The organism is Actinomycetospora flava (genome assembly GCF_037400335.1).
GTDB classification, from domain to species: Bacteria; Actinomycetota; Actinomycetes; order Mycobacteriales; family Pseudonocardiaceae; genus Actinomycetospora; species Actinomycetospora flava.
The window spans coordinates 167,002-185,129 of record NZ_JBBEGM010000004.1; the positions used below are offsets into that span (position 1 = coordinate 167,002).

Sequence of the window (18,128 nt, forward strand, 5' to 3'; positions counted from 1 at the left end):
ATGGATCTGCACCTCTCGCAGGCCGAGCCCAGCGCGCTCGAGCGGGACACGATCGACGCGGCGTTCGGCCGCCTGGTCGCCCCCTCGACCTGGGACGACCGCCCGACGCGCTCCCACCACGCGGGCCACGACGCCCGGGCGCGCCGCCACCTGCTCCTGCCGGTGCTGCACGCCGTGCACGACGCCGTCGGCTGGATCTCCGAGGGCGCGCTCAACCACGTCGCGCGGACGCTGTCGGTGCCCCCGGCCGAGATCTACGGGGTCGCGACGTTCTACGCGATGTTCTCGGTCGAGCCGCAGGCGCCGCGGGTGGTGCACGTGTGCGACGACGTGGCCTGCGGCCCGCACGGCGGCGAGGAGATCGCGGCGGCGCTCACCGACGCGCTCGGCCCGGAAGGGACCGGGGAGCAGGCGTGCTGGGTGCGCAGCCCCTGCCTCGGCCTGTGCGAGCGCGCGCCCGCCGTGATGCACCAGCGCGCCGGCGAGCCCGACCTCAGCCAGGCCCCGACCACCCCGGACGCGGTCCTGGCCGCCGCGCGCACCGACGACGCCACGGCCGCCGACGAGGCCGACGCCGTCTTCGCCGACACCCGGGTCAGCGCGCCCCAGACGGGGAGGGGCGGCCACCTGCCCGACGGCTCCCCGCTGCGCCTGCTGCGCCGTGTCGGCGTCGTCGACCCGGAGAGCCTCGACGACTACCGCGCCCACGGCGGCTACTCGGCGCTGCGCCGGGCGGTCTCGCTCGGGCCGACGCGGGTCATCACCGAGCTCGAGGACTCCTCGCTCACCGGCCGCGGCGGCGCCGCCTTCCCCACCGGCGTGAAGTGGAAGGGCGTCGCCGGCGCCCCCGAGCGCCCGCACTACCTGGTGTGCAACGCCGACGAGTCCGAACCGGGCACGTTCAAGGACCGCGTGCTCATGGAGAGCGACCCGTTCGGGCTGGTCGAGGCCATGACGATCGCCGGGTACGTCACCGGCGCCCACATCGGCTACCTCTACATCCGCGGCGAGTACCCGCTGGCCACGCGCCGGCTGCAGGCCGCGATCGAGGCCGCGCGGGCCCGGGGCTACCTCGGCGAGGACGTCATGGGCGAGGGCTTCGCCTTCGACATCGAGCTGCGCCGCGGTGCCGGCGCCTACATCTGCGGCGAGGAGACCGCGCTGCTCGAGTCGATCGAGGGCTTCCGCGGCGAGCCGCGCAACAAGCCGCCGTTCCCCAGCGTCGTCGGCCTGTTCGGCAAGCCGACCGCGATCAACAACGTCGAGACGCTCTACAACGTCCTCGGCGTGCTCGACATCGGTGGCCAGGCGTTCGCCGAGATCGGCGGCGGGCGCTCGACCGGCACCAAGCTGTTCTGCCTGTCCGGTGCCGTGGGCGCGCCGGGGGTCTATGAGGTCGGCTTCGGCACCACGCTGCGCCAGCTGCTCGACGTCGCCGGCGGGATTCGGGGCGAGCTGCGCACGGTGCTGCTCGGCGGGGCCGCGGGCGGATTCGTCATGGAGGAGAACCTCGACGTCCCGCTGACCCTCGAGGGCACCCGCGACATCGGCGCGACGGTCGGCTCGGGGGTCGTCCTCGTGTTCGACCAGCACGCCGACCTCACCGGCACGCTGCGCCGGATCGCGGCGTTCTTCCGCGACGAGTCGTGCGGGCAGTGCGTGCCGTGCCGGGTCGGGACGGTGCGCCAGGAGGAGGCGCTGGCCCGCCTCGAGCGCGACGCGCCGATCGGGTCGCGCGAGACCGAGATCGCCCTGCTCGACGACCTCGCGCGCGTCATGCGCGACGCCTCCATCTGCGGGCTCGGCCAGACCGCACCCGCCGCAGTGACCTCCGCGCTCCAGCTGGGGCTGCTCGACCGGCCGGAAACAGGGCACGCCGACAGGGCCAGCCGCAACGGGAAGGTGCCCTCGCCATGACCACCACGGGCAAGGGACCGGCCGGACCGGGCGCGGGCTCCGCCGCCCCCGCCGACGAGCCGATCGACGGACCCACCGAGGCCGCCGGCGGCGCCGCCATCGACACCCACGACGGGCCGCCCCCGGGCGAGCGCACCGACGGCGACACGCACGTCCCGTCCCCGGTGGGCCCGACCGTGATCGACCCCGCGGCCGCCGCGCGCGGCACCGAGGAGCGACTGAGCAGCGGCCCGGTGATGCTCGGACAGATCCGCCGCCGCGTCACGCTCAGCCTGGACGGCCGCGAGGTCCGGGTGCCCGAGGGCGCGACGATCCTCGACGCCCTGCACGACGAGGGCACCCCGGAGCAGGCCGACACCCCGACCCTGTGCTGGGCGCCGAACATGGACCCGATCAACGCGTGCCGGGTCTGCGTGGTGGAGGTCGAGGGCTCGCGGACCCTCGTGCCGTCGTGCGCGCGCAAGTGCGAGGACGGGATGGAGGTCAGGACCGACACCGAGAAGGTCCGCCACAGCCGGCGCATGGTGCTCGAGCTGCTGACCTCGTCGGTGGACATGGACCGGGCGAGCGCCGACGTCCAGCGCTGGATCGGCGACTACGGCGTCGACACCGCGCGCTACGGCCCGCCCGCGCCTCCCGCCGCCGCGGGCGAGCGCGACCGTCGCCACGCGGGGCACCACCACGCCCCGGACGGGTCGGAGGCGGCCACGGTCGCGCAGCCGGTGAAGATCGACAACGACCTCTACGTGCGGGACTACTCGCGCTGCATCATGTGCTACAAGTGCGTCAACGCCTGCGGCAGCGACGCCCAGTTCACGTTCGCGATCGCCGCGGCCGGGCGCGGGTTCGACGCCCGCATCGCCACCGAGTTCGACGCCCCGCTGCCCGACTCGGCGTGCGTCTACTGCGGCAACTGCATCGGCGTGTGCCCCACGGGCGCGCTGGTGTCGGTGCGCGAGCACGAGCTGCGCGAGGCCGGCGACTGGCACCCCGAGGAGGAGACCGTCACGACGACGATCTGCTCGTTCTGCGGGGTCGGCTGCAACCTCGAGCTGCACGTCCAGCAGAACGAGATCGTCAACGTGACGAGTCCCGCCGACCACTCGGTGACCCACGGGCACCTGTGCATCAAGGGCCGCTTCGGGTTCCAGCACGTCCAGAACTACTGATCACCGGACCCGCACTGGACCGCCCAGCAGCATCACCGACCGCGAACGGCCGAACACGCCCCGCCATCGGACGCCAACGCCGCGGCGGACCTTCTGGATCGGGCACCCGCCTGATGAGGTGTGCGCAACCGGGCGCTCCGGGCCTCGACATGTGCGACGAAGGGAGTCCGCCGTGGCGAACAGGCAGGACAAGCGGGACCGGACCGACGAGGTGGTGGCGGGCCTGCACCAGCTGGTCGAGGCCGGGAAGATCGAGGACGTCGAGGCGGTGCTGACCACCCTCATCGAGAGCGAGCCCGCCGAGGAGCCGACCGTCGAGGAGCGCGAGACCCGCTCGTACGCCGAGGGCATGCGCGACGGGCTGGCGCTCGCCCGGCGCGCCCAGGGCTGACCACCTCCGGGCGGCTCCACCCCCGGGCCGCCGACCACCTCACCGAGGAGCACCCATGACGGCTGCGGCCGCGTTCGATCCCGTGGCCGACGGCCGCCCGGCACCCCCGCGGCCCTCCGCGGTCCCGGACGAGCCGGCGGGGCCGCCCTCCGCGTCGGACCGTCTCCGGGCGATCGCCGTGACCGCCATCGACCGGCTCGCCGCGGCCGCCGCGACCAAGGTCGACGAGATGGCCGACCGGCTCGGCGACATGGCGGCCGACGCCGTGCAGGGCAACCTGCCCGGCGGGGTCGGCGGCAACGCCGCCCTGCGGGCCGGGCTGGCGGCCCTGCAGGGCAAGAATCCGGTGTGGGCGGGCATCAAGGGCGCGGTCGGGGCCATGAGCACCACGACGAAGATCCTCCTCGGGCTGGCGCTGATCCTCGTGGCGGTCCTGTCCCCCGTGGCGATCCTCGTGCTCGCGCTCGTCCTGATCGTCGCGGGGATCGTCGGCGCGGTCCGGAGCTGACACACGTCCGCGGGCCGCCCGGTGTACCGGACGACCCGCGGGAGTGGTGGCGGTCCGCTCAGCGGATGCCGACGACCTCCTGGGCCAGCGCGGCGTGGCGCGTCTGGGCCGCGGAGACGACACCCGTGCGGTTCTTGTTCGCCTCTTCGTAGACGATGACCTTGTTCAGGTCCTCGACCTCGTCGAGCTGCTTGACCTTCGCGACGGCGTCGTTCACGCCGAGCGAGTCGTAGTCGCGGATCGGCAGCTCGGAAGCGTGCAGGGCGCCGAGGCGCGTGCGGGCCTCGTGCAGGACCTGCGCCGCGTCGGTCGCGCCCTCGCGGCGGGTCACCTGCTCGGCGCGGTCCAGCGCGGCGTCGCGGCCGGTGACCACGACGTCCCGGGCGTCCTCGCCGATCCGGACGACGCGCCCGGCGGTGTCGGTGACGACCTCGCGGACCTGGTCGCCACGCTGCTGCAGGCGCGCCGCCCAGCGACTGACCTGCTCACGGGCGAAGTTCACCGGCAGCCGCACGGCGCGGGTGGCGCCGCCGACGACCATCTGCACCGGGGTCGGCTGCAGGGCGGGCGGGCCGCCGAGGGCGTGCTCGGCGAGCACGGTGGTCAGCCACTCGATGGTGGCGCTGTGGGCCTGCTCGAGGCGGTCGGCGAGCTTGCGCACGCCGTTGTCCTTCGCGGACTCGGCGAGCGCCCGCAGGTAGACGGCGCGGTCGCGCAGCTGGTGCTCGAGCGTCAGGTCGCCGAGCAGCGCCTCGTCGACCGGGCCCGCCTGCTCGACGGTGCTCTTGACGACGGCGCCCACGCGGCCCACCAGCGGCGAGACGACGTCGGCGACCCCGCCGAGACGCTGCAGCTCACGGGTGATCTCCCCGGTGCGGCGCTCGGCGTTGCGCGCGTTCTCGGTGAGCTCCTTGCGCACGGCCTCGGTGCGCGCCTGCGCCACGCGGATGCGGGCGACCTGGACCTCGGTCTGGGTCAGCTGCAGCAACGCACGGAGCTGGGCGATCATGTCGGCGTTCGTGCTCACTCTTCTCCTCGTCGATCGGGTCGGATGCGGTGTGCGACGCCCCGCGCGGGGACGGCCTGCGGCGGGGGGTCGTTCAGCCTGGGCGATCCGGCCTCTCAGCCGGTCGATCTTCGGCTACCCATGGGTAGGCGCCGATTATTCGTCCCGGCGCCGGATCGCTTCGTGCGCTGCGACGACGGCGGTTCCCGACCCGGGGCCGATCGGGCACCCCCACCGCCATGACGCAGCCGACGCACCGCCACGGGGAGCCACCGAACCCCGACCAGGCCGGCACCGCCCGGCACCACGACCAGCAGGGCCGCGGCACGGGTCCGTACGCGCCGCCGGGCCGCGACGAGCAGGGCGAGCCGGTTCCGTCCGTGCCCCACGAGGGCCTGCTCGGACGCATCGGCACGGCGATCGTCGCCGGCGAGGCGGTGGTCCTGGCCGGTGTGGGGATCGCGGGGCTGGTCACGAGCTGGGGTGCGGGCTTCACCGAGCAGGTCCCGGACACCGTCCTCGCCCTGCGCCTCAACCCCGCGCACAGTGTCCTGCTGCTGGTCACGGCCGTGCTCGGAGCGCTGTGCCTGACGAGCCGCACCCGCCTGCGGTTCTTCGCCGGCGGGCAGGCCGTCGTCTACCTCCTGCTGTTCGTCTTCGGATCCGCCTACGCCGTGAACACCGGGAACGCCACGTTCCTCGCGCTGAACACCCCCGACCACGTGCTGCACGGGGTGCTGGCGGTGCTCGGCTTCGTCGTGGTCATGATCTCGAGCGCGCGGATCGTCGAGCCGCCGCCCGGGCCGCTCCCCTACCCCGGCGCGGTCCGGCGCGAGGACGGGACCTACCCGGAGGAGGGCGCCACCCCGCGCTCCCACGGGTCCGGATCGGGCTGAGCGTCACGCCAGCGGTCGGCGGCGGCCGTGGTGCAGCCGGTCCTTGACCAGCACGACGGCGCCGCCGAGCAGGACGACCAGGCCCATGTCGGCGCCTGCGCGCTGCAGCCCGTCGAGGGCCAGCGCCCAGTCGCCGGCCACGACGCCCACGCCGACGAGGCCCGCGGCGGGCACGAGCGCGAGGGCGATCAGCGCGCCGGCCAGCACCGCCTCGCGGAACGACGTGACGATGACGAGCCCGGCGAGCGCACCGCCGGCGCCGACGAGCCAGTCGGCCGCGGTGGGGTCCGCGACCATGTGCACGCCCTCGCTCGACGCCAGCACGCCGGGCTTCGCGAGGCCCAGTGCGCGCAGGACGAGGAACGCCACCCCGCCCGCGGCCGCGAGCACGAGGTAGCCGACGACCACCGAGACCAGCGAGCGCCGGATGCGGTACGCGCTGCCGCGCAGCAGGGCGAGGGCGAGCTTCGCGACCGGCTCGAACGCCGGGGCGACGATCGCGGACGCGCCGAGCGCGAGCGCCTGGGGCACGGGCGGCGAGAGCAGGCCGGCGACCGCGATCGCACCCCCGAGGGCCATGAGGGCGAGGTAGTTCGTACTGATGCGCCCGTGGTGGCGCAGGGTGCGCTCGAACTCCTCCCACGGCGACTCGTCCGCGTCGTCCTCGATCGCGTCCTGCCGGCCGGAGGCCACGACGCTCTCGGTGCGGACGGTGGCGACCGCGATCGGCCCGTGGGCGCGGGCCCGGTCGACGGTGGCGAGCACGTCGTCGACGGACCGGTTGAGCACGTGCAGGCTCAGGACGTCGCCGGGCGGCTTGACCGAGCCCCCGGGCTGGTGGGTCAGGGCCAGCACGCCGTCGTGGGCGCCGAGCGCGGCGACCAGGTCGTCGGCCGCCGCCGAGGGGACGGTGACGTCGATCTGGTGGTGCACGGCGGCCTCAGCAGCCGGCCGGGCGTACGGCGCGCACGACGACGAGCTCCTCGGTGCGCTGGCCCGGCGCCGCGAGACCGCGCTCGCACAGCAGCTCGCTGCGGGCGGTGAGCACGGGCCCGTAGGGGTGCTCGTGGCGGGCGACGACCTCGGCCGCCAGCCCGTGCGACCGCAGGCGGGCGACGGTGCGGGCCGGGTCGTTGAACGCCGAGTGCACGACGAGCAGCCGCCCGCCCTCGGTGAGCACCTGCGGCGCCTCGTCGCAGACCCGGTCGAGGACGGCGCGCCCGTCACGGCCGCCGTCGAAGGCGCGCGCGATGCCGTGCGCGGGCAGGTCGTCGGTCGCCGCCGGGACGTAGGGCGGGTTGGACACCACGACGTCGAACCGCTCCCCCGCCACCGGCGCGGTGAGGTCGCCCCGGCGCACGCGCACGCGGCGTCCGTGGCGCAGCGCGTTGATGCGCGTCGAGAGCAGAGCGCGGCGGGAGAGGTCGACCGCGGTCACGTCGGTGCACGGCACGCCGGCGGCGACGACCGACAGCGCCCCGGCGCCGGCGCCGAGCTCGAGGACGCGGCACGGCTTCTCCGCGCCGCACCCGTGGTCGGCGAGCTCGGCGCGCAGGACGTCGGCCAGCAGCCACGTGTCCCGTTGCACGGGGTAGACGCCCGGGACGCGGAACACGCGGTGGTGCGGCTCCGGGGTCGGGGCGGGGGTGCTGCGGCGCGGCTGCGGCGCGACGGTCGTCATGCGGCTCCTCGGCTCGGTGGTGGCGAGTCGGGTCGCGCCCACCGGCAGCGCTGGTCTCGACCTCGGCGTCGACCCGGAGCAGGCGTTACCCGTCCCTCGGCCCTCCCGAGCCCGCGGGACCGGGTCACGGATCTCACGTGCGGGACCGGGCGGGAGCGGCGACCCGATCGGGTACCACGACGGCCGATCTCCCGGCCCGAGTCAGCGAAGGAGCGCCTCCGTGCCCGCCCTGCCCCACGCCCGCGGTCCGGTCTCGACCGCCGTGCTCGACGTGCTCGCCGGCCGCGCGGCGTCCGCCGACCTGCCGACGCGCCCCGACGCCGACCCCTGGGGCGACGACCTCCAGCTCGCCCTCTACTGCTGCTACGAGCTGCACTACCGCTCGTTCGACGGGGTCGCCGACGACCTCGAGTGGGACCCCGACCTGCTGCGCCTGCGGGGCCACCTCGAGGACCGGTTCCTCGACGCCGTGCGTGCGGAGGTGGCCGGAGGCGACGACGTCGAGGCGGCCGTCGACGCGCTGCTCGTCGAACCGACCGAGGGCACCGGGCCGTCGTGGCACCTCGCCCGCGACGGCGAGCGCTGGCAGCTCGACGAGTACGTCACGCACCGCTCGATCTACCACCTCAAGGAGGCCGATCCCCAGGCGTGGGTGATCCCCCGGCTCGACGGGGTGCACGGTCGCGCGAAGGCGTCGCTGATGACCGTCGAGCACGACGAGTTCGGCGCCGGCCGCGCCGACCGCGTCCACGCGCGGATCTACGCCGACATGATGGCCGGGCTCGGGCTCGACACCGGGTACGGCGCCTACCTCGACGTGGCCCCCGCGGCGACGCTCGCGACGATCAACATCATGTCGCTGTTCGGGCTGCACCGCCGGTGGCGCGGCGCGTCGGTGGGCCAGTTCGCGCTCATCGAGATCACGTCACCGCCCGGGTCCGCGCGCCTGGTGTCCGCGATCGAGCGGCTCGGGCTGCCGGCCGAGGTGACCGCGTTCTACGCCGAGCACGTCGAGGCCGACGCGGTGCACGAGCAGCTGGTGCGCCGCGAGCTCATCGCCGGGCTGCTCGAGCGCGAGCCGGAGCTCGCCGCCGACGTCGTCCTCGGCATCCAGGCCTCGACGCTGGTCGAGGACCGGATGGCCGACGAGATCGTGGCGGCCTGGTCGGCCGGTCAGTCGTCGCTGCTCCGGTCGTCGGGGCCGTCGGTGTCGTCGGGGCCGTCGGTGCCGTCGGCCGCCTGAGCCCTCGACGGCCGGACCTTGCGCCGGTGGCTCGTGTCGCAGAACGGGTAGCGCTTGGTGCGCCGGCACGCGCACAGCGCCACGACCGGCCGCTCGCTGGTCACCGTCGTGCCGTCGGGCAGCTCCAGCTCCACCGGGCCCTCGACCAGGAACGGTCCGCCCTCGGTCATCGTGACGCGCGTGGGTCGCTCTGCTGCCATGGCGGCGACTACCCCGGCAGCCCGTCCCGACACACCCGCGCGAGCTCGGCGGGACGCGTGAGCGGCACCATGTGCGCCCCGTCCCGCGTCGTCACCGTCGTGATCCCGCGTCGGACCGCGGCCAGGTCGGCCAGCCACCCGGCAGGCGCGAGGTGGTCGTGCGGACCGCGCACCACGAAGACGGGGACCTGTGACCCGGCGAGGGCCTCGCGCAGGTCGTGGCGCCGGGCCGCGCGCAGGGCACGGGCGAAGCCGGAGAGCCGGGTCGTGAGGTAGTCGCGCAGGATGGCCGGCACGCGCCGCGGGTCCTCGTGGGCCGCGGTGCGCAGCCAGCGGGCGACGAGGCGACGGCGCGTCGAGAGGTGCGGGGCCGCCGTCGGGCCGACGAGGACCAGCCCGCGCACCGTCGCGGGGTGCCGGCGCGCGACCTCGGCGACGACCTGGCAGCTCGCCGAGTGTCCGAACAGCACGACCGGGCCGTCCGCGACGTCCACCAGGCGCCGCGCGAGGTCGTCGGCCGACGACGCCGGCGTGATCGGACCCCGCCCCGCCCGCAGCCCGTACGCCGGCAGCGCGACCACGGCCGTCGGGACGGTGTCGGCGAGGTCCTCGACGACGCCGCGCCACCCGCGGACGGTGAGACCGAGCCCCGGCACCGCCACGGCGACCGGGCGACCCGGCGCGGGCAGGACCTCGCCCGTCATGCGGACCGGCGGACGACGAGCGTCGCGGGGAGGAGCCGGTGCCCGGGGTCGGCGGACGTCTCCTCGCGGCGCGCGCGGATCGCGCCGTCGAGCGCCTCGACGAGCGTGCGGCCCAGCTCGTACTTGTCGGTGTGCACGGTGGTCAGCGGTGGGTCGAGGTCGGCGGCGAGGGTGAGGTCGTCGTAGCCGACGACGGCGCAGTCGTCGGGCACGCGCCGCCCCCGCTCGCGCAGCGCGCGGATCGCGCCGACGGCCATGAGGTCGTTGAACGCGAACAGCGCGGTGACCTCGGGGTGCTCGCCGAGCAGCTGAGCGGCTGCGGCGCCGCCGCCGGTGATCGTCGGCGGTCCGGTGACGATCGGCGCGCCGGGGGCGGACCCGGCGAACGCGTGCCGGCGGACGTGGTCGACGCCGACGGCGCCGTCGAGCATCCCGAGGTACCGGTGGCCCCGGGCCTGCAGGTGCTCGACGGCGAGGCGGGTGCCGGTGGCGAAGTCCGACGACACGCTCGCGACCGTCGGGGCCGGCGCGCGCCGGTCGGCGACGACCAGGGGCAGGCGCCGGTGGATCTCGACGAGCTCCTCGTCGGCGAGCGCCTCGAAGAACCCGATGACGCCCTCGGCGCCCCGCTCGAGGATCTCCCGCGCCGCGGCGGCCTCCCGGCCGGCGTGGGCGTCGGTGTTGTGCACGACCACCGAGAGCCCGTGGGCCGCGGCGGCGTCGAACACCCCGCGGGCGACGGCCGGGAAGAAGGGGTTGGCGATGTCGGAGAGGATCAGCCCGAGCGTGCCCGCGCGCTGGGTGCGCATGCCGCGGGCGAACACGCTGGGGCGGTAGTCGAGCTCCTCGATCGTCGCCAGCACCCGGCGCCGGGTCGCCGCGCTGATCTCGCCCTTGCCGTTCATCGCCCGCGAGACGGTCTGACGCGAGACGCCGGCCGCCCGGGCGACGTCGTCGATGGTCACGCGGACCGAGTGATCGGCCTCCATCGCCCCGACCCTAGTGCCGCTCGCCCGGGGTCCACGGCTCGCGACGCGCGCCGCCCGCGGGGTGCACCTCGCGGACCACGGGCTCGGGGTGGCCGTCGTCGGCCGCGCGCCGCACGACCGCCTCGCCGATCTCCTCCGCCGTCCGTGCCGGCGCCAGCACCAGCGCGCTGCCCCCGAAGCCGCCCCCGACCAGCCGCGCGCCGAGGGCCCCGTGCGCCAGCGCGGTCTCGACGACCGCGTCGAGCGCCGGCACCGAGACCTCGAAGTCGTCGCGCAGCGAGGCGTGGGACGCGGTGAGCTCGGGGCCGACGTCGGCGGGACGCCCGGCGCGCAGCAGCTCGACCACCCGGTGTACGCGCGCCTGCTCGGTGACGACGTGGCGGGCGCGCTTCCGCTCTGTTCCCTCGAGCCGGTCGAGCATCTCCGGCGTCGCGTCCCGCAGCGCGGGCACCCCGAGTGCCTCGGCCGCCGCGACGCAGGAGGCCCGGCGGTCGGCGTACCCGCCGTCGGTGAGGTCGTGGCGCACGCGGGTGTCGACGACGAGCGTGACCAGCCCGACCTCGTCGAGCCCGAGCGCCACGTCCTGCCCCTCCAGCGTGCGGCAGTCGAGCAGCAGCGCGGCCCCGTCGCGGCACAGCAGCGACGCCGCCTGGTCCATGATCCCGACGGGCGCGCCGACGACGTCGTTCTCGGCGCGGCGTCCGGCGCGGGCGAGGGTGTGGCGGTCGAGGTCGCTGCCGCTCAGGTCGGTCACGGCCAGGGCGACCGCGCACTCCAGCGCCGCCGACGACGACAGCCCCGAGCCCAGGGGGACGTCGCCGGCGACGACGAGATCCCAGCCCGTGTCCCCGCCGCGGTCGCCGGGCAGGCCCGCCTCGCGCAGCGCCCACAGGGTGCCGAGGGCGTAGGCGGACCAGCCCGTGGCGCGGTGCAGCGCGTCGAGGGTCGTCTCGACCGGGCCGCCGGGCTCCTGCGCCGACCGGATCGTGACGACGTCGTCCGCGCGGCGACCGGCGGCGACGCGGCAGTGGCGGTCGATCGCGAAGGGCAGCACGTGGCCCTCGTTGTGGTCGGTGTGCTCGCCGATGAGGTTCACGCGGCCCGGCGCCGCGAACACGCCCTCGGGGTCGTGGCCGACGGCGTCGCGGAAGGCCTGCGCCAGCTCGGCGGCGGCCGCGCTCACGCCGGCACCGCCACGTCCGCGCAGGCCGTCCGCAGTCGCTCGGCGGCGACCTCGGGGGCGACGTCGGTGAGGAACGCCCCGCCGAACGTCTCCGACCCCGCGAGGTACTTGAGCTTGCCGCCGCCCCGGTGCGGCGGGCAGATCTCCAGGTGCAGGTGGGCGACGTCGCGGTCGCTGCCGTCGGTGGGCGCGGCGTGGACGCCCAGGAGATACGAGGTGCTGAAGCCGAAGAACCGGTCGTACCCGGCGAGCACGCGCGCGAGGACGCGGGCGAGGTCGGCGCGGGCGGGTTCGGTGAGCTCCGGCAGTGAGGGCACGTGCTCACGGGACCAGATGTCGATCTCGTAGGGAAAGCGGGCCCAGGGCGGCACCCCGGCGACGAAGTGCTCGCCGGCGACGACCGCGCGGGGGCCCGCGCTCTCCGCCGCGACGACGTCGCAGAACACGCAGCGCCCGGTCCGGTCGTGGTGGCGGCGTCCGGCGGCGAGCTCGCGCGCCGGGCGCGGGGGCACGTCGGGGTAGGCGTAGATCTGGCCGTGCGGGTGGTGCAGCGTCACGCCGACCGCCTCGCCCTTGTTCTCGAAGGGCAGCACGTAGCGCACGCGGGGGTCGGCGCCGAGGTCGGCGACCCGGCGCGCCCAGGCCTCGACGAGCAGGTGCACCCGGGCGACGCCGACGTCGGCGAGGGTGGCGTCGTGGTCGTCGGTGAACACGACGACCTCGCAGTGGCCGTAGGCCGGTTCGACCGGGACGAGGTCGGTGCCGGCGATCCCGGGCTCCGGGGGTTCGGTCGACAGCGACGGGAAGCGGTTGTCGAACACCGCGACGTCGAAGTGCTCGCGCGGGACCTCCGTCTCCGGCCCGCCGGGCCGGGTCGGGCACAACGGGCACGCCGCGGCCGCGGGCTTGTAGGTCCGGTCCTGGCGGTGCGTCGCGAACGTGACCCACTCGCCGTGGGTGGGGTCGTAGCGGCGCTCGCTCACTCCTCGCCCTCCCACGTGAAGTACCGGATCGTCCGGCCGTCGGCGAGCTCGCCGACCTCCTCGTGCACCGCCTGGTCGTCGCCGTCCTCCCCGGGCGGGATCGACGCTCCGTGCTCGTCCAACTACGCCTCCCCCTTGACGCCGACCTCACGCCGGTATCAGTCTCGTGAACCATCACGTTAACGTTCACGGCCGGGATACGACAGGGAGACGCGATGCTGCGGCTCGACTTGGGATGGCTGGACTACACGCTGCTGGCGGTCTACTTCGTGGTCGTCCTCGGTATCGGCGTCGTCGCGCGACGGGCCGTCGGCACCAGCGCCGACTTCCTGCTCGCCGGACGGTCGCTGCCGGCGTGGGTGACGGGTCTGGCGTTCGTCGCGGCGAACCTCGGGGCCACCGAGATCATCGGCATGGCGGCCAACGGCGCCCAGTACGGCGTCGCGACCGTGCACTACTACTGGATCGGCGCCATCCCGGCGATGGTCTTCCTCGGCATCGTGATGATGCCCTTCTACTACCGCTCGAAGGTCCGCTCGGTCCCCGAGTTCCTCAAGCTGCGCTACAACAACCAGACCCACGTGCTCAACGCCGTGGTGTTCGCCGTGGCCAGCGTGCTCATCGCCGGGGTCAACCTGTACGCGCTGGCGATCGTTCTGCAGGCCTTGCTCGGCTGGCCGCTGTGGGCCGGCATCCTCGCCTCCGCCGCGGTCGTCCTGATCTACATCGGCGCCGGCGGTCTGGGCAGCGCGATCTACGGCGAGGTCCTGCAGTTCTTCATCATCCTCGCGGGCCTGATCCCGCTGGCGATCGTCGCGGTGCGCTCGGTCGGCGGGTTCGGCGAGCTGGCCGCCCGCGTCGAGGCCTCCGCGCTCGGCCCGAACGGCCTGCACGCCTGGCAGGGCACCGGCGTCGGCGACGTCAGCAACCCCATCGGCGCCAACTGGATCGGGATCGTGCTGGGCCTCGGGTTCGTGCTGTCCTTCGGCTACTGGACGACGAACTTCGCCGAGATCCAGCGCGCGCTCTCGGCCAAGGACCGGTCCGCGTCGCAGCGCACCCCGCTCATCGCCGCCTTCCCGAAGATCTTCATCCCGGCGGTCACCATCATCCCCGGACTCGTCGCGCTCGTCGCCATCCCGAACTTCGGCAACGACGAGACCGGCGGGCTCGAGTACAACGACGCCATCCCGGCGCTGATGGGCCAGCTGCTGCCCCAGGGTGTGCTCGGCGTCGCCGTCACCGGGCTGTTCGCCTCGTTCATGGCCGGCGTCGCCGCCAACGTCAGCTCGCTGAACACCGTCGTCACCTACGACCTCGTCCAGCCCTACCTGGCCCGCGGACGGTCCGACGCCTACTACCTGACGATGGGCCGGGCGGTCACCGCGGGCGGCGTGGTCATCGCGGTGGGCACCGCGTTCCTCGCCGCCGGCTTCAACAACATCATGACCTACCTGCAGTCGCTGTTCGGGATCTTCAACGCCCCGATCTTCGCGACGTTCATCCTCGGCATGTTCTGGAAGCGCACCACCGGCTGGGGCGGCTTCTGGGGCCTGCTCTCCGGTGTCGTCGCCGGGACCGCCGTCTTCGTCCTGTCGAAGGCCGGCGTGCTGACCTTCGGCTCGGACATCGAGGTGACCTTCTACCAGGCCGGCGCGGCGTTCGTCGTCGACGCGGTCGTCACCGTCCTTGTCTCCCTGTTCGGCCGCGCCCCGGCCCGGGAACGGCTCGCCGGGATCGTCTACGGCGTCGCGGGGGCCGACGGCGTCGTGCCGACCGTGCGCCAGCCCCGGGAGGCCGTGTGGTGGCGGCGCCCGATCCTGCTGGGCGGCATCGCGCTGGCCCTGACCATCGTCCTCAACATCGTGTTCGCGTGAGGGAGTGCAGATGAGCACCGAAGGTGGCCCCGCCGTCACGAGCCGGATGGCCCGGCTGTTCGACGTCCGTTACGTGATCGGCGGCCTGCTCGGGTTCTACGGCGTGGTGCTCGTGATCCGCGGGCTCCTCGACGGCGCCGAGCAGCTCGTGCAGGCCGCGGGCTTCGCGGTGAACCTGTGGACCGGGATCGTCCTGGTCGTCGTGGCGATCACCTTCCTGGCCTGGGCGTCGCTGCGCCCGCTGGGGATCGAGGTCGACGAGGAGGCCGAGGAGATGGGCGCGCCGCCGGCCTGAGGTCCGACTCGCTCAGTGTGAGCATCGACTGGTCTTTCCGGGTGACAGAGTCGTGGTCGACCGCCCGCTGATGGCTACCGTCGGTACTCGTGACGTTCGAGGCCTTCTTCGCGGTCCTGCCGTTCGGCCTCGCCGTCGTGATGTTCGGGCTGGGCCTGGAGCTCACGCTCGCCGACTTCGGTCGCGTGGCCACCGCGCCGAAGGCCGTCCTCGTCGTCCTCGCCTGCCAGATCGTCGTCGTGCCGGCGCTCGGGGCGGCGCTCCTGCTGGTGCTGGGGCTCGCGCCGTCGCTCGCGCTCGGCGTCGTCGTCCTGCTCGCGTCCCCCGGCGGCCCGATGGCGGCGGTCTTCAGCCACCTCGCGGGCGGCGACGTCGCGCTCAACATCACCGCGACCGCCCTCAACGCCGCGCTCGCGTTCGTCACGATGCCGCTGGTGATCGGGTTCGCCGTCGGCAGGCTCGGCGTGGGCGGCGCGGTGACGGTGCCCCCGGACAAGGTCGTCCAGGTCGCGCTCGTCGTCCTGCTCCCGGCGGCCCTCGGGATGCTGGTGCGGCGGCTGCGGCCGCACCTCGCGGTGCGGCTCCAGCGGCCGGTGCGGCTGCTGTCGATCGCCGTGGTGTTCCTCGCGATCGTCGTCGCCGTCGCGCCGCAGGCCGCGGCGTTCCTCCGGGGGCTGGTGGCCGTCGGCGGGCTGGTGCTGGGGCTGTCGGTCCTGTCCTTGACCGTCGGCTACGTCGTGCCCCGGCTCGTCCGGCTCGGACGGCCCCAGGCCGTCGCCTCGTCGCTCGAGATCGGCATCCACAACGTGGCGCTGGCGATCACCGTCTGCGCGACGGTCCTCGGCGACTCGCGCGCGGCGGTGGTGCCGGCGATGTACGGCGCGCTGATGTTCGGGCCGGCCGCGGTGTTGACGTGGTTCCTGGCGCGCCGGACGCCTGATCAGCCGTCCTCCGGCTCGAGGAACTCGAGGCGGTTGCCGAAGGGGTCGTGGGCGTAGAAGCGGCGGAATCCCGGGAAGTCGCGGTCCGGGGTGACGTGGTGGCCGGCCTCGTGCAGGCGCTCCGCGACGGCGTCGAGGTCGTCGACGAGGATCCCGGGGTGCGCCTTGTGCGCCGGGCGGAAGTCGTCCTCGACGCCGAGGTGGATCTCGAGGGCGGCGCGGAACCAGGCGCCGCCGCGCACGGCCAGCACGGGCGGCTTGTCGATCTCGGTCATGCCGAGGACGCCGACGAAGAACGCGCGCGCCCGGTCCTCCTCCCCGGCGGGCAGGGCGAGCTGCACGTGGTGGAGGCCGGAGTACACGGCCGCCAGTGTGGCCCTCAGGTCGGGACGCGGGGTCGTCCGCCGAGGCCGGGTTGTCGGTGGGGGTCGATCCAGTGGGGTGGGGTGAACCAGGGTCGGCCGTCTTGGATGGTGACGGTCCAGTGGCCGTGGTGGAGCAGTTGGTGGTGGTAGCTGCACAGCAGCACCAGGTTGTCGATCCGGGTGGGGCCGTGGTCGCGCCAGTGGCGGATGTGGTGGGCGTGGCAGCGCCGGGGGCGGCGGGTGCAGTCGGGGAACGCGCAGCCGCCGTCTCGCAGGTTCAGCGCGCGGCGGATGGCGTCGGTGACGGTGCGTTGGAGCCGGCCGACGTCGAGGGGCTCGGATTTCGCGCCGAGGACGATGGGGACGATGTCGGCGTCGCAGGCCCAGCGGCGCAGCGTGGCGGGGTGGACGGGGGCGCCGGAGTCGAGCAGCCCGTAGCCACGGTGGCGGGCGTGGGTGGTGAGGGTGTCGGTGAGCCACCGCTGGTCGAGGGTGATCGTGAGCAGCGCCCGCCCCGGCCGCGCGGCCCGCGCGGTACGTCCCGCCGGGTGCCCGGACGGCTCCGGGCGGCGGGGCGCAGGGATCAACCCGTCCTCGGTCGCGTCACGAGCGGTGTCATCGGCCGCGCCGTCGTCGGTCGGTTCGCCGCCTGAGGCGGCGTCGGTGGTGGCGTCAGCCCCGTCGTCGTTCGGTTCGTCGCCTGAGGCGGCGTCGGTAGTGGCGTCAGCCGCGTCGTCGGTCGTTCCGTCGCGGGCATCAGAGGCGATGCCGTGGGGGCCGGTGGCGTCGTTGACGAGGTCTTTGAGGCCTTCGATGCGTCGCAGTTTGAGTTCGCGCTGGTCGTCGGGCCCGTAGGGGGTGGCCATGGTGTCGATGGTCTCGACGAACGCTTCGGCGTCTACCGGGTCGGACATTCGCCCCCGGAACAGCAGCATCCCGTTGCGGCGGCGCACGAACCACAGCTCGTCGTCGCGGCCGGCGTCCTCCTCGGGGGGTTCTTCGCCGTCGGGGTCGAGGTGCGCCAGCACCCGGTCGGCGACCGCCTGCAGCCCTTTCGGACCCAGCCGGGTCGCCTCGTCGGCCAACGTCTGCTCCGCGTCGGCCCAGTCGTCGACGGGCAGGGCGTCGACGCGGTCGAGCCGTCGCATGGTGGTGCGGATGATCGCGATGTGCGCCGGCCCGACCTCGCCGGCTGCCGCGACGGTCGCGGTACAGGGCAGGCGTGGCGGTAGCGGCTCGCCGGACAGCGAGCTGCGGGAGCACAGATCCCGCGCCTCACCGACGAGGCGTTTCGCCTCGGCGGCGGGGATGCGCCACAGCACCTCGAGCAGCCGGCGGGTGCAGCGGTCCCCGGAGAGCTCGGCGACCTGGGCGCGGTCGAGCTCGGCGACCTGCCCGAGACGGGCGTAGCCCTCCCGGCGGCGGGTGACCTCACCGAGGCGGGCGCGCTCGAGCACCTCCCGTTCCACCGGCCCGAGCACCCGTTCGCTCATGTGTTCGAGTCTACCAAAGCATCGCGCCATCGGCGACACCCGCGTCAGCTCATCTCGTAGGGTCGGTACCGCCTCAGCGACCCCGCGACCGGCACTTTTCGCAGCTCAGCGACCCGATGATCATGCGGGAGGTGCCGGTTGCGTGCGCCGTCCGCGCGGCCGGTGCGCGAGCGGCACCTCCCGCAGCTCAGCTGCCTGATGATCACGCGCGCCGCGCCTCTCGCGCGAGCGCTGCCCGCTCGGCATTCCGGCGAACGGTGCCCCTCGCCCATCTACCCGACCCAACG

The 18,128-nt window shown here is 74.6% G+C and carries 20 protein-coding genes; 9 read left to right on the forward strand and 11 right to left on the reverse strand.

Annotation, left to right across the window (positions count from 1 at the left end; translation table 11 throughout):
• From WCD58_RS12520 to WCD58_RS12535, 4 genes are all read left to right on the forward strand, one after another.
• A complete protein-coding gene (locus tag WCD58_RS12520) occupies nt 1–1,917 on the forward strand; it encodes an NAD(P)H-dependent oxidoreductase subunit E (protein WP_337703233.1) in 1,917 nt (638 codons plus the stop codon).
• Entirely contained in the window at nt 1,914–3,086 is a 1,173-nt protein-coding gene (locus WCD58_RS12525; RefSeq protein WP_337703235.1) for a 2Fe-2S iron-sulfur cluster-binding protein, read from the forward strand. Before WCD58_RS12520 ends, WCD58_RS12525 begins: the two co-directional genes overlap by 4 nt.
• Nucleotides 3,087–3,258: 172 nt before the next feature.
• The gene (locus WCD58_RS12530) at nt 3,259–3,477 is read left to right on the forward strand and encodes a hypothetical protein (protein WP_337703237.1); all 219 of its coding nucleotides are present in this window, start codon (nt 3,259–3,261) and stop codon (nt 3,475–3,477) included.
• A gap of 55 nt (nt 3,478–3,532) precedes the next feature.
• Nucleotides 3,533–3,985 carry a hypothetical protein gene (locus WCD58_RS12535; protein ID WP_337703241.1) on the forward strand — a complete coding sequence of 151 codons (453 nt, stop codon included), beginning with the start codon at nt 3,533–3,535 and terminating at the stop codon, nt 3,983–3,985.
• 58 nt (nt 3,986–4,043) lie between these two features.
• Here the strand turns inward: WCD58_RS12535 and WCD58_RS12540 are convergent, their stop codons facing one another.
• Nucleotides 4,044–5,012, reverse strand: a complete 969-nt coding sequence (locus WCD58_RS12540) for a ferritin-like domain-containing protein (RefSeq protein ID WP_337703243.1) — start codon at nt 5,010–5,012, stop codon at nt 4,044–4,046.
• A 218-nt stretch (nt 5,013–5,230) separates the two neighbouring features.
• On the opposite strand from WCD58_RS12540, the gene WCD58_RS12545 reads away from it, so the two are divergent.
• Nucleotides 5,231–5,887 (forward strand): DUF4383 domain-containing protein, encoded by a 657-nt coding sequence (locus tag WCD58_RS12545; protein WP_337703245.1) that lies wholly within the window; start codon nt 5,231–5,233, stop codon nt 5,885–5,887.
• 3 nt (nt 5,888–5,890) lie between these two features.
• On the opposite strand, the gene WCD58_RS12550 is transcribed toward WCD58_RS12545, so the two are convergent.
• The gene (locus WCD58_RS12550) at nt 5,891–6,820 is read right to left on the reverse strand and encodes a DUF389 domain-containing protein (RefSeq protein ID WP_337703247.1); all 930 of its coding nucleotides are present in this window, start codon (nt 6,818–6,820) and stop codon (nt 5,891–5,893) included.
• A gap of 7 nt (nt 6,821–6,827) precedes the next feature.
• Nucleotides 6,828–7,568: a HemK2/MTQ2 family protein methyltransferase gene (locus WCD58_RS12555; protein WP_337703249.1), complete on the reverse strand. Its 741-nt coding sequence runs from the start codon at nt 7,566–7,568 to the stop codon at nt 6,828–6,830.
• 220 nt (nt 7,569–7,788) lie between these two features.
• On the opposite strand from WCD58_RS12555, the gene WCD58_RS12560 reads away from it, so the two are divergent.
• Nucleotides 7,789–8,811, forward strand: coding sequence for an iron-containing redox enzyme family protein (locus WCD58_RS12560; RefSeq protein ID WP_337703251.1), 1,023 nt, complete (start codon nt 7,789–7,791; stop codon nt 8,809–8,811).
• On the opposite strand, the gene WCD58_RS12565 is transcribed toward WCD58_RS12560, so the two are convergent.
• Genes WCD58_RS12565 through WCD58_RS12590 form a run of 6 tightly spaced genes read right to left on the reverse strand, consistent with a single transcriptional unit; the run spans nt 8,742 to nt 12,992 of the window.
• Nucleotides 8,742–9,011, reverse strand: a complete 270-nt coding sequence (locus tag WCD58_RS12565; RefSeq protein ID WP_337703253.1) for a CDGSH iron-sulfur domain-containing protein — start codon at nt 9,009–9,011, stop codon at nt 8,742–8,744. The genes WCD58_RS12560 and WCD58_RS12565 overlap by 70 nt on opposite strands.
• An 8-nt stretch (nt 9,012–9,019) precedes the next feature.
• Nucleotides 9,020–9,715: an alpha/beta fold hydrolase gene (locus WCD58_RS12570; RefSeq protein WP_337703255.1), complete on the reverse strand. Its 696-nt coding sequence runs from the start codon at nt 9,713–9,715 to the stop codon at nt 9,020–9,022.
• A complete protein-coding gene (locus tag WCD58_RS12575; protein ID WP_337703257.1) occupies nt 9,712–10,704 on the reverse strand; it encodes a LacI family DNA-binding transcriptional regulator in 993 nt (330 codons plus the stop codon). The genes WCD58_RS12570 and WCD58_RS12575 overlap by 4 nt, the downstream gene beginning before the upstream one ends.
• A gap of 10 nt (nt 10,705–10,714) precedes the next feature.
• Nucleotides 10,715–11,887 carry a galactokinase gene (gene galK / locus WCD58_RS12580; protein ID WP_337703259.1) on the reverse strand — a complete coding sequence of 391 codons (1,173 nt, stop codon included), beginning with the start codon at nt 11,885–11,887 and terminating at the stop codon, nt 10,715–10,717.
• Nucleotides 11,884–12,870: a galactose-1-phosphate uridylyltransferase gene (galT, locus tag WCD58_RS12585; protein WP_337703262.1), complete on the reverse strand. Its 987-nt coding sequence runs from the start codon at nt 12,868–12,870 to the stop codon at nt 11,884–11,886. The genes galK and galT overlap by 4 nt, the downstream gene beginning before the upstream one ends.
• Entirely contained in the window at nt 12,867–12,992 is a 126-nt protein-coding gene (locus WCD58_RS12590) for a hypothetical protein (RefSeq protein WP_337703264.1), read from the reverse strand. The genes galT and WCD58_RS12590 overlap by 4 nt, the downstream gene beginning before the upstream one ends.
• A gap of 93 nt (nt 12,993–13,085) precedes the next feature.
• Here WCD58_RS12590 and WCD58_RS12595 point away from each other — a divergent pair, with 93 nt between their 5' ends.
• From WCD58_RS12595 to WCD58_RS12605, 3 genes are all read left to right on the forward strand, one after another.
• Complete coding sequence (locus WCD58_RS12595) at nt 13,086–14,747, forward strand: sodium:solute symporter family protein (protein WP_337703267.1); 1,662 nt, start codon at nt 13,086–13,088, stop codon at nt 14,745–14,747.
• Between the two features lie 10 nt (nt 14,748–14,757).
• A complete protein-coding gene (locus WCD58_RS12600) occupies nt 14,758–15,042 on the forward strand; it encodes a hypothetical protein (RefSeq protein ID WP_337703269.1) in 285 nt (94 codons plus the stop codon).
• An 89-nt stretch (nt 15,043–15,131) separates the two neighbouring features.
• On the forward strand, nt 15,132–16,040 hold the full coding sequence (locus tag WCD58_RS12605) for a bile acid:sodium symporter family protein (protein ID WP_337703271.1): 909 nt from the start codon (nt 15,132–15,134) through the stop codon (nt 16,038–16,040).
• Here the strand turns inward: WCD58_RS12605 and WCD58_RS12610 are convergent.
• Together WCD58_RS12610 and WCD58_RS12615 are read right to left on the reverse strand one after the other, a co-directional pair.
• Nucleotides 15,983–16,345: a VOC family protein gene (locus WCD58_RS12610; RefSeq protein ID WP_337703273.1), complete on the reverse strand. Its 363-nt coding sequence runs from the start codon at nt 16,343–16,345 to the stop codon at nt 15,983–15,985. The genes WCD58_RS12605 and WCD58_RS12610 overlap by 58 nt on opposite strands.
• A gap of 17 nt (nt 16,346–16,362) precedes the next feature.
• Nucleotides 16,363–17,841 carry an HNH endonuclease signature motif containing protein gene (locus tag WCD58_RS12615; protein WP_337703276.1) on the reverse strand — a complete coding sequence of 493 codons (1,479 nt, stop codon included), beginning with the start codon at nt 17,839–17,841 and terminating at the stop codon, nt 16,363–16,365.
• Nucleotides 17,842–18,128: the final 287 nt, after the last annotated feature.

Excerpts from the sequence above, each read along its gene's own strand:
- WCD58_RS12595 (WP_337703267.1), top strand. The coding sequence starts at position 13,086 with ATGCTGCGGCTCGACTTGGGATGGCTGGACTACACGCTGCTGGCGGTC.
- WCD58_RS12555 (WP_337703249.1), bottom strand. The coding sequence starts at position 7,568 with ATGACGACCGTCGCGCCGCAGCCGCGCCGCAGCACCCCCGCCCCGACC.
- WCD58_RS12570 (WP_337703255.1), bottom strand. The coding sequence starts at position 9,715 with ATGACGGGCGAGGTCCTGCCCGCGCCGGGTCGCCCGGTCGCCGTGGCG.
- WCD58_RS12520 (WP_337703233.1), top strand. The coding sequence starts at position 1 with ATGGATCTGCACCTCTCGCAGGCCGAGCCCAGCGCGCTCGAGCGGGAC.
- WCD58_RS12615 (WP_337703276.1), bottom strand. The coding sequence starts at position 17,841 with ATGAGCGAACGGGTGCTCGGGCCGGTGGAACGGGAGGTGCTCGAGCGC.
- WCD58_RS12545 (WP_337703245.1), top strand. The coding sequence starts at position 5,231 with ATGACGCAGCCGACGCACCGCCACGGGGAGCCACCGAACCCCGACCAG.
- WCD58_RS12525 (WP_337703235.1), top strand. The coding sequence starts at position 1,914 with ATGACCACCACGGGCAAGGGACCGGCCGGACCGGGCGCGGGCTCCGCC.
- WCD58_RS12535 (WP_337703241.1), top strand. The coding sequence starts at position 3,533 with ATGACGGCTGCGGCCGCGTTCGATCCCGTGGCCGACGGCCGCCCGGCA.
- WCD58_RS12600 (WP_337703269.1), top strand. The coding sequence starts at position 14,758 with ATGAGCACCGAAGGTGGCCCCGCCGTCACGAGCCGGATGGCCCGGCTG.
- WCD58_RS12575 (WP_337703257.1), bottom strand. The coding sequence starts at position 10,704 with ATGGAGGCCGATCACTCGGTCCGCGTGACCATCGACGACGTCGCCCGG.
- WCD58_RS12565 (WP_337703253.1), bottom strand. The coding sequence starts at position 9,011 with ATGGCAGCAGAGCGACCCACGCGCGTCACGATGACCGAGGGCGGACCG.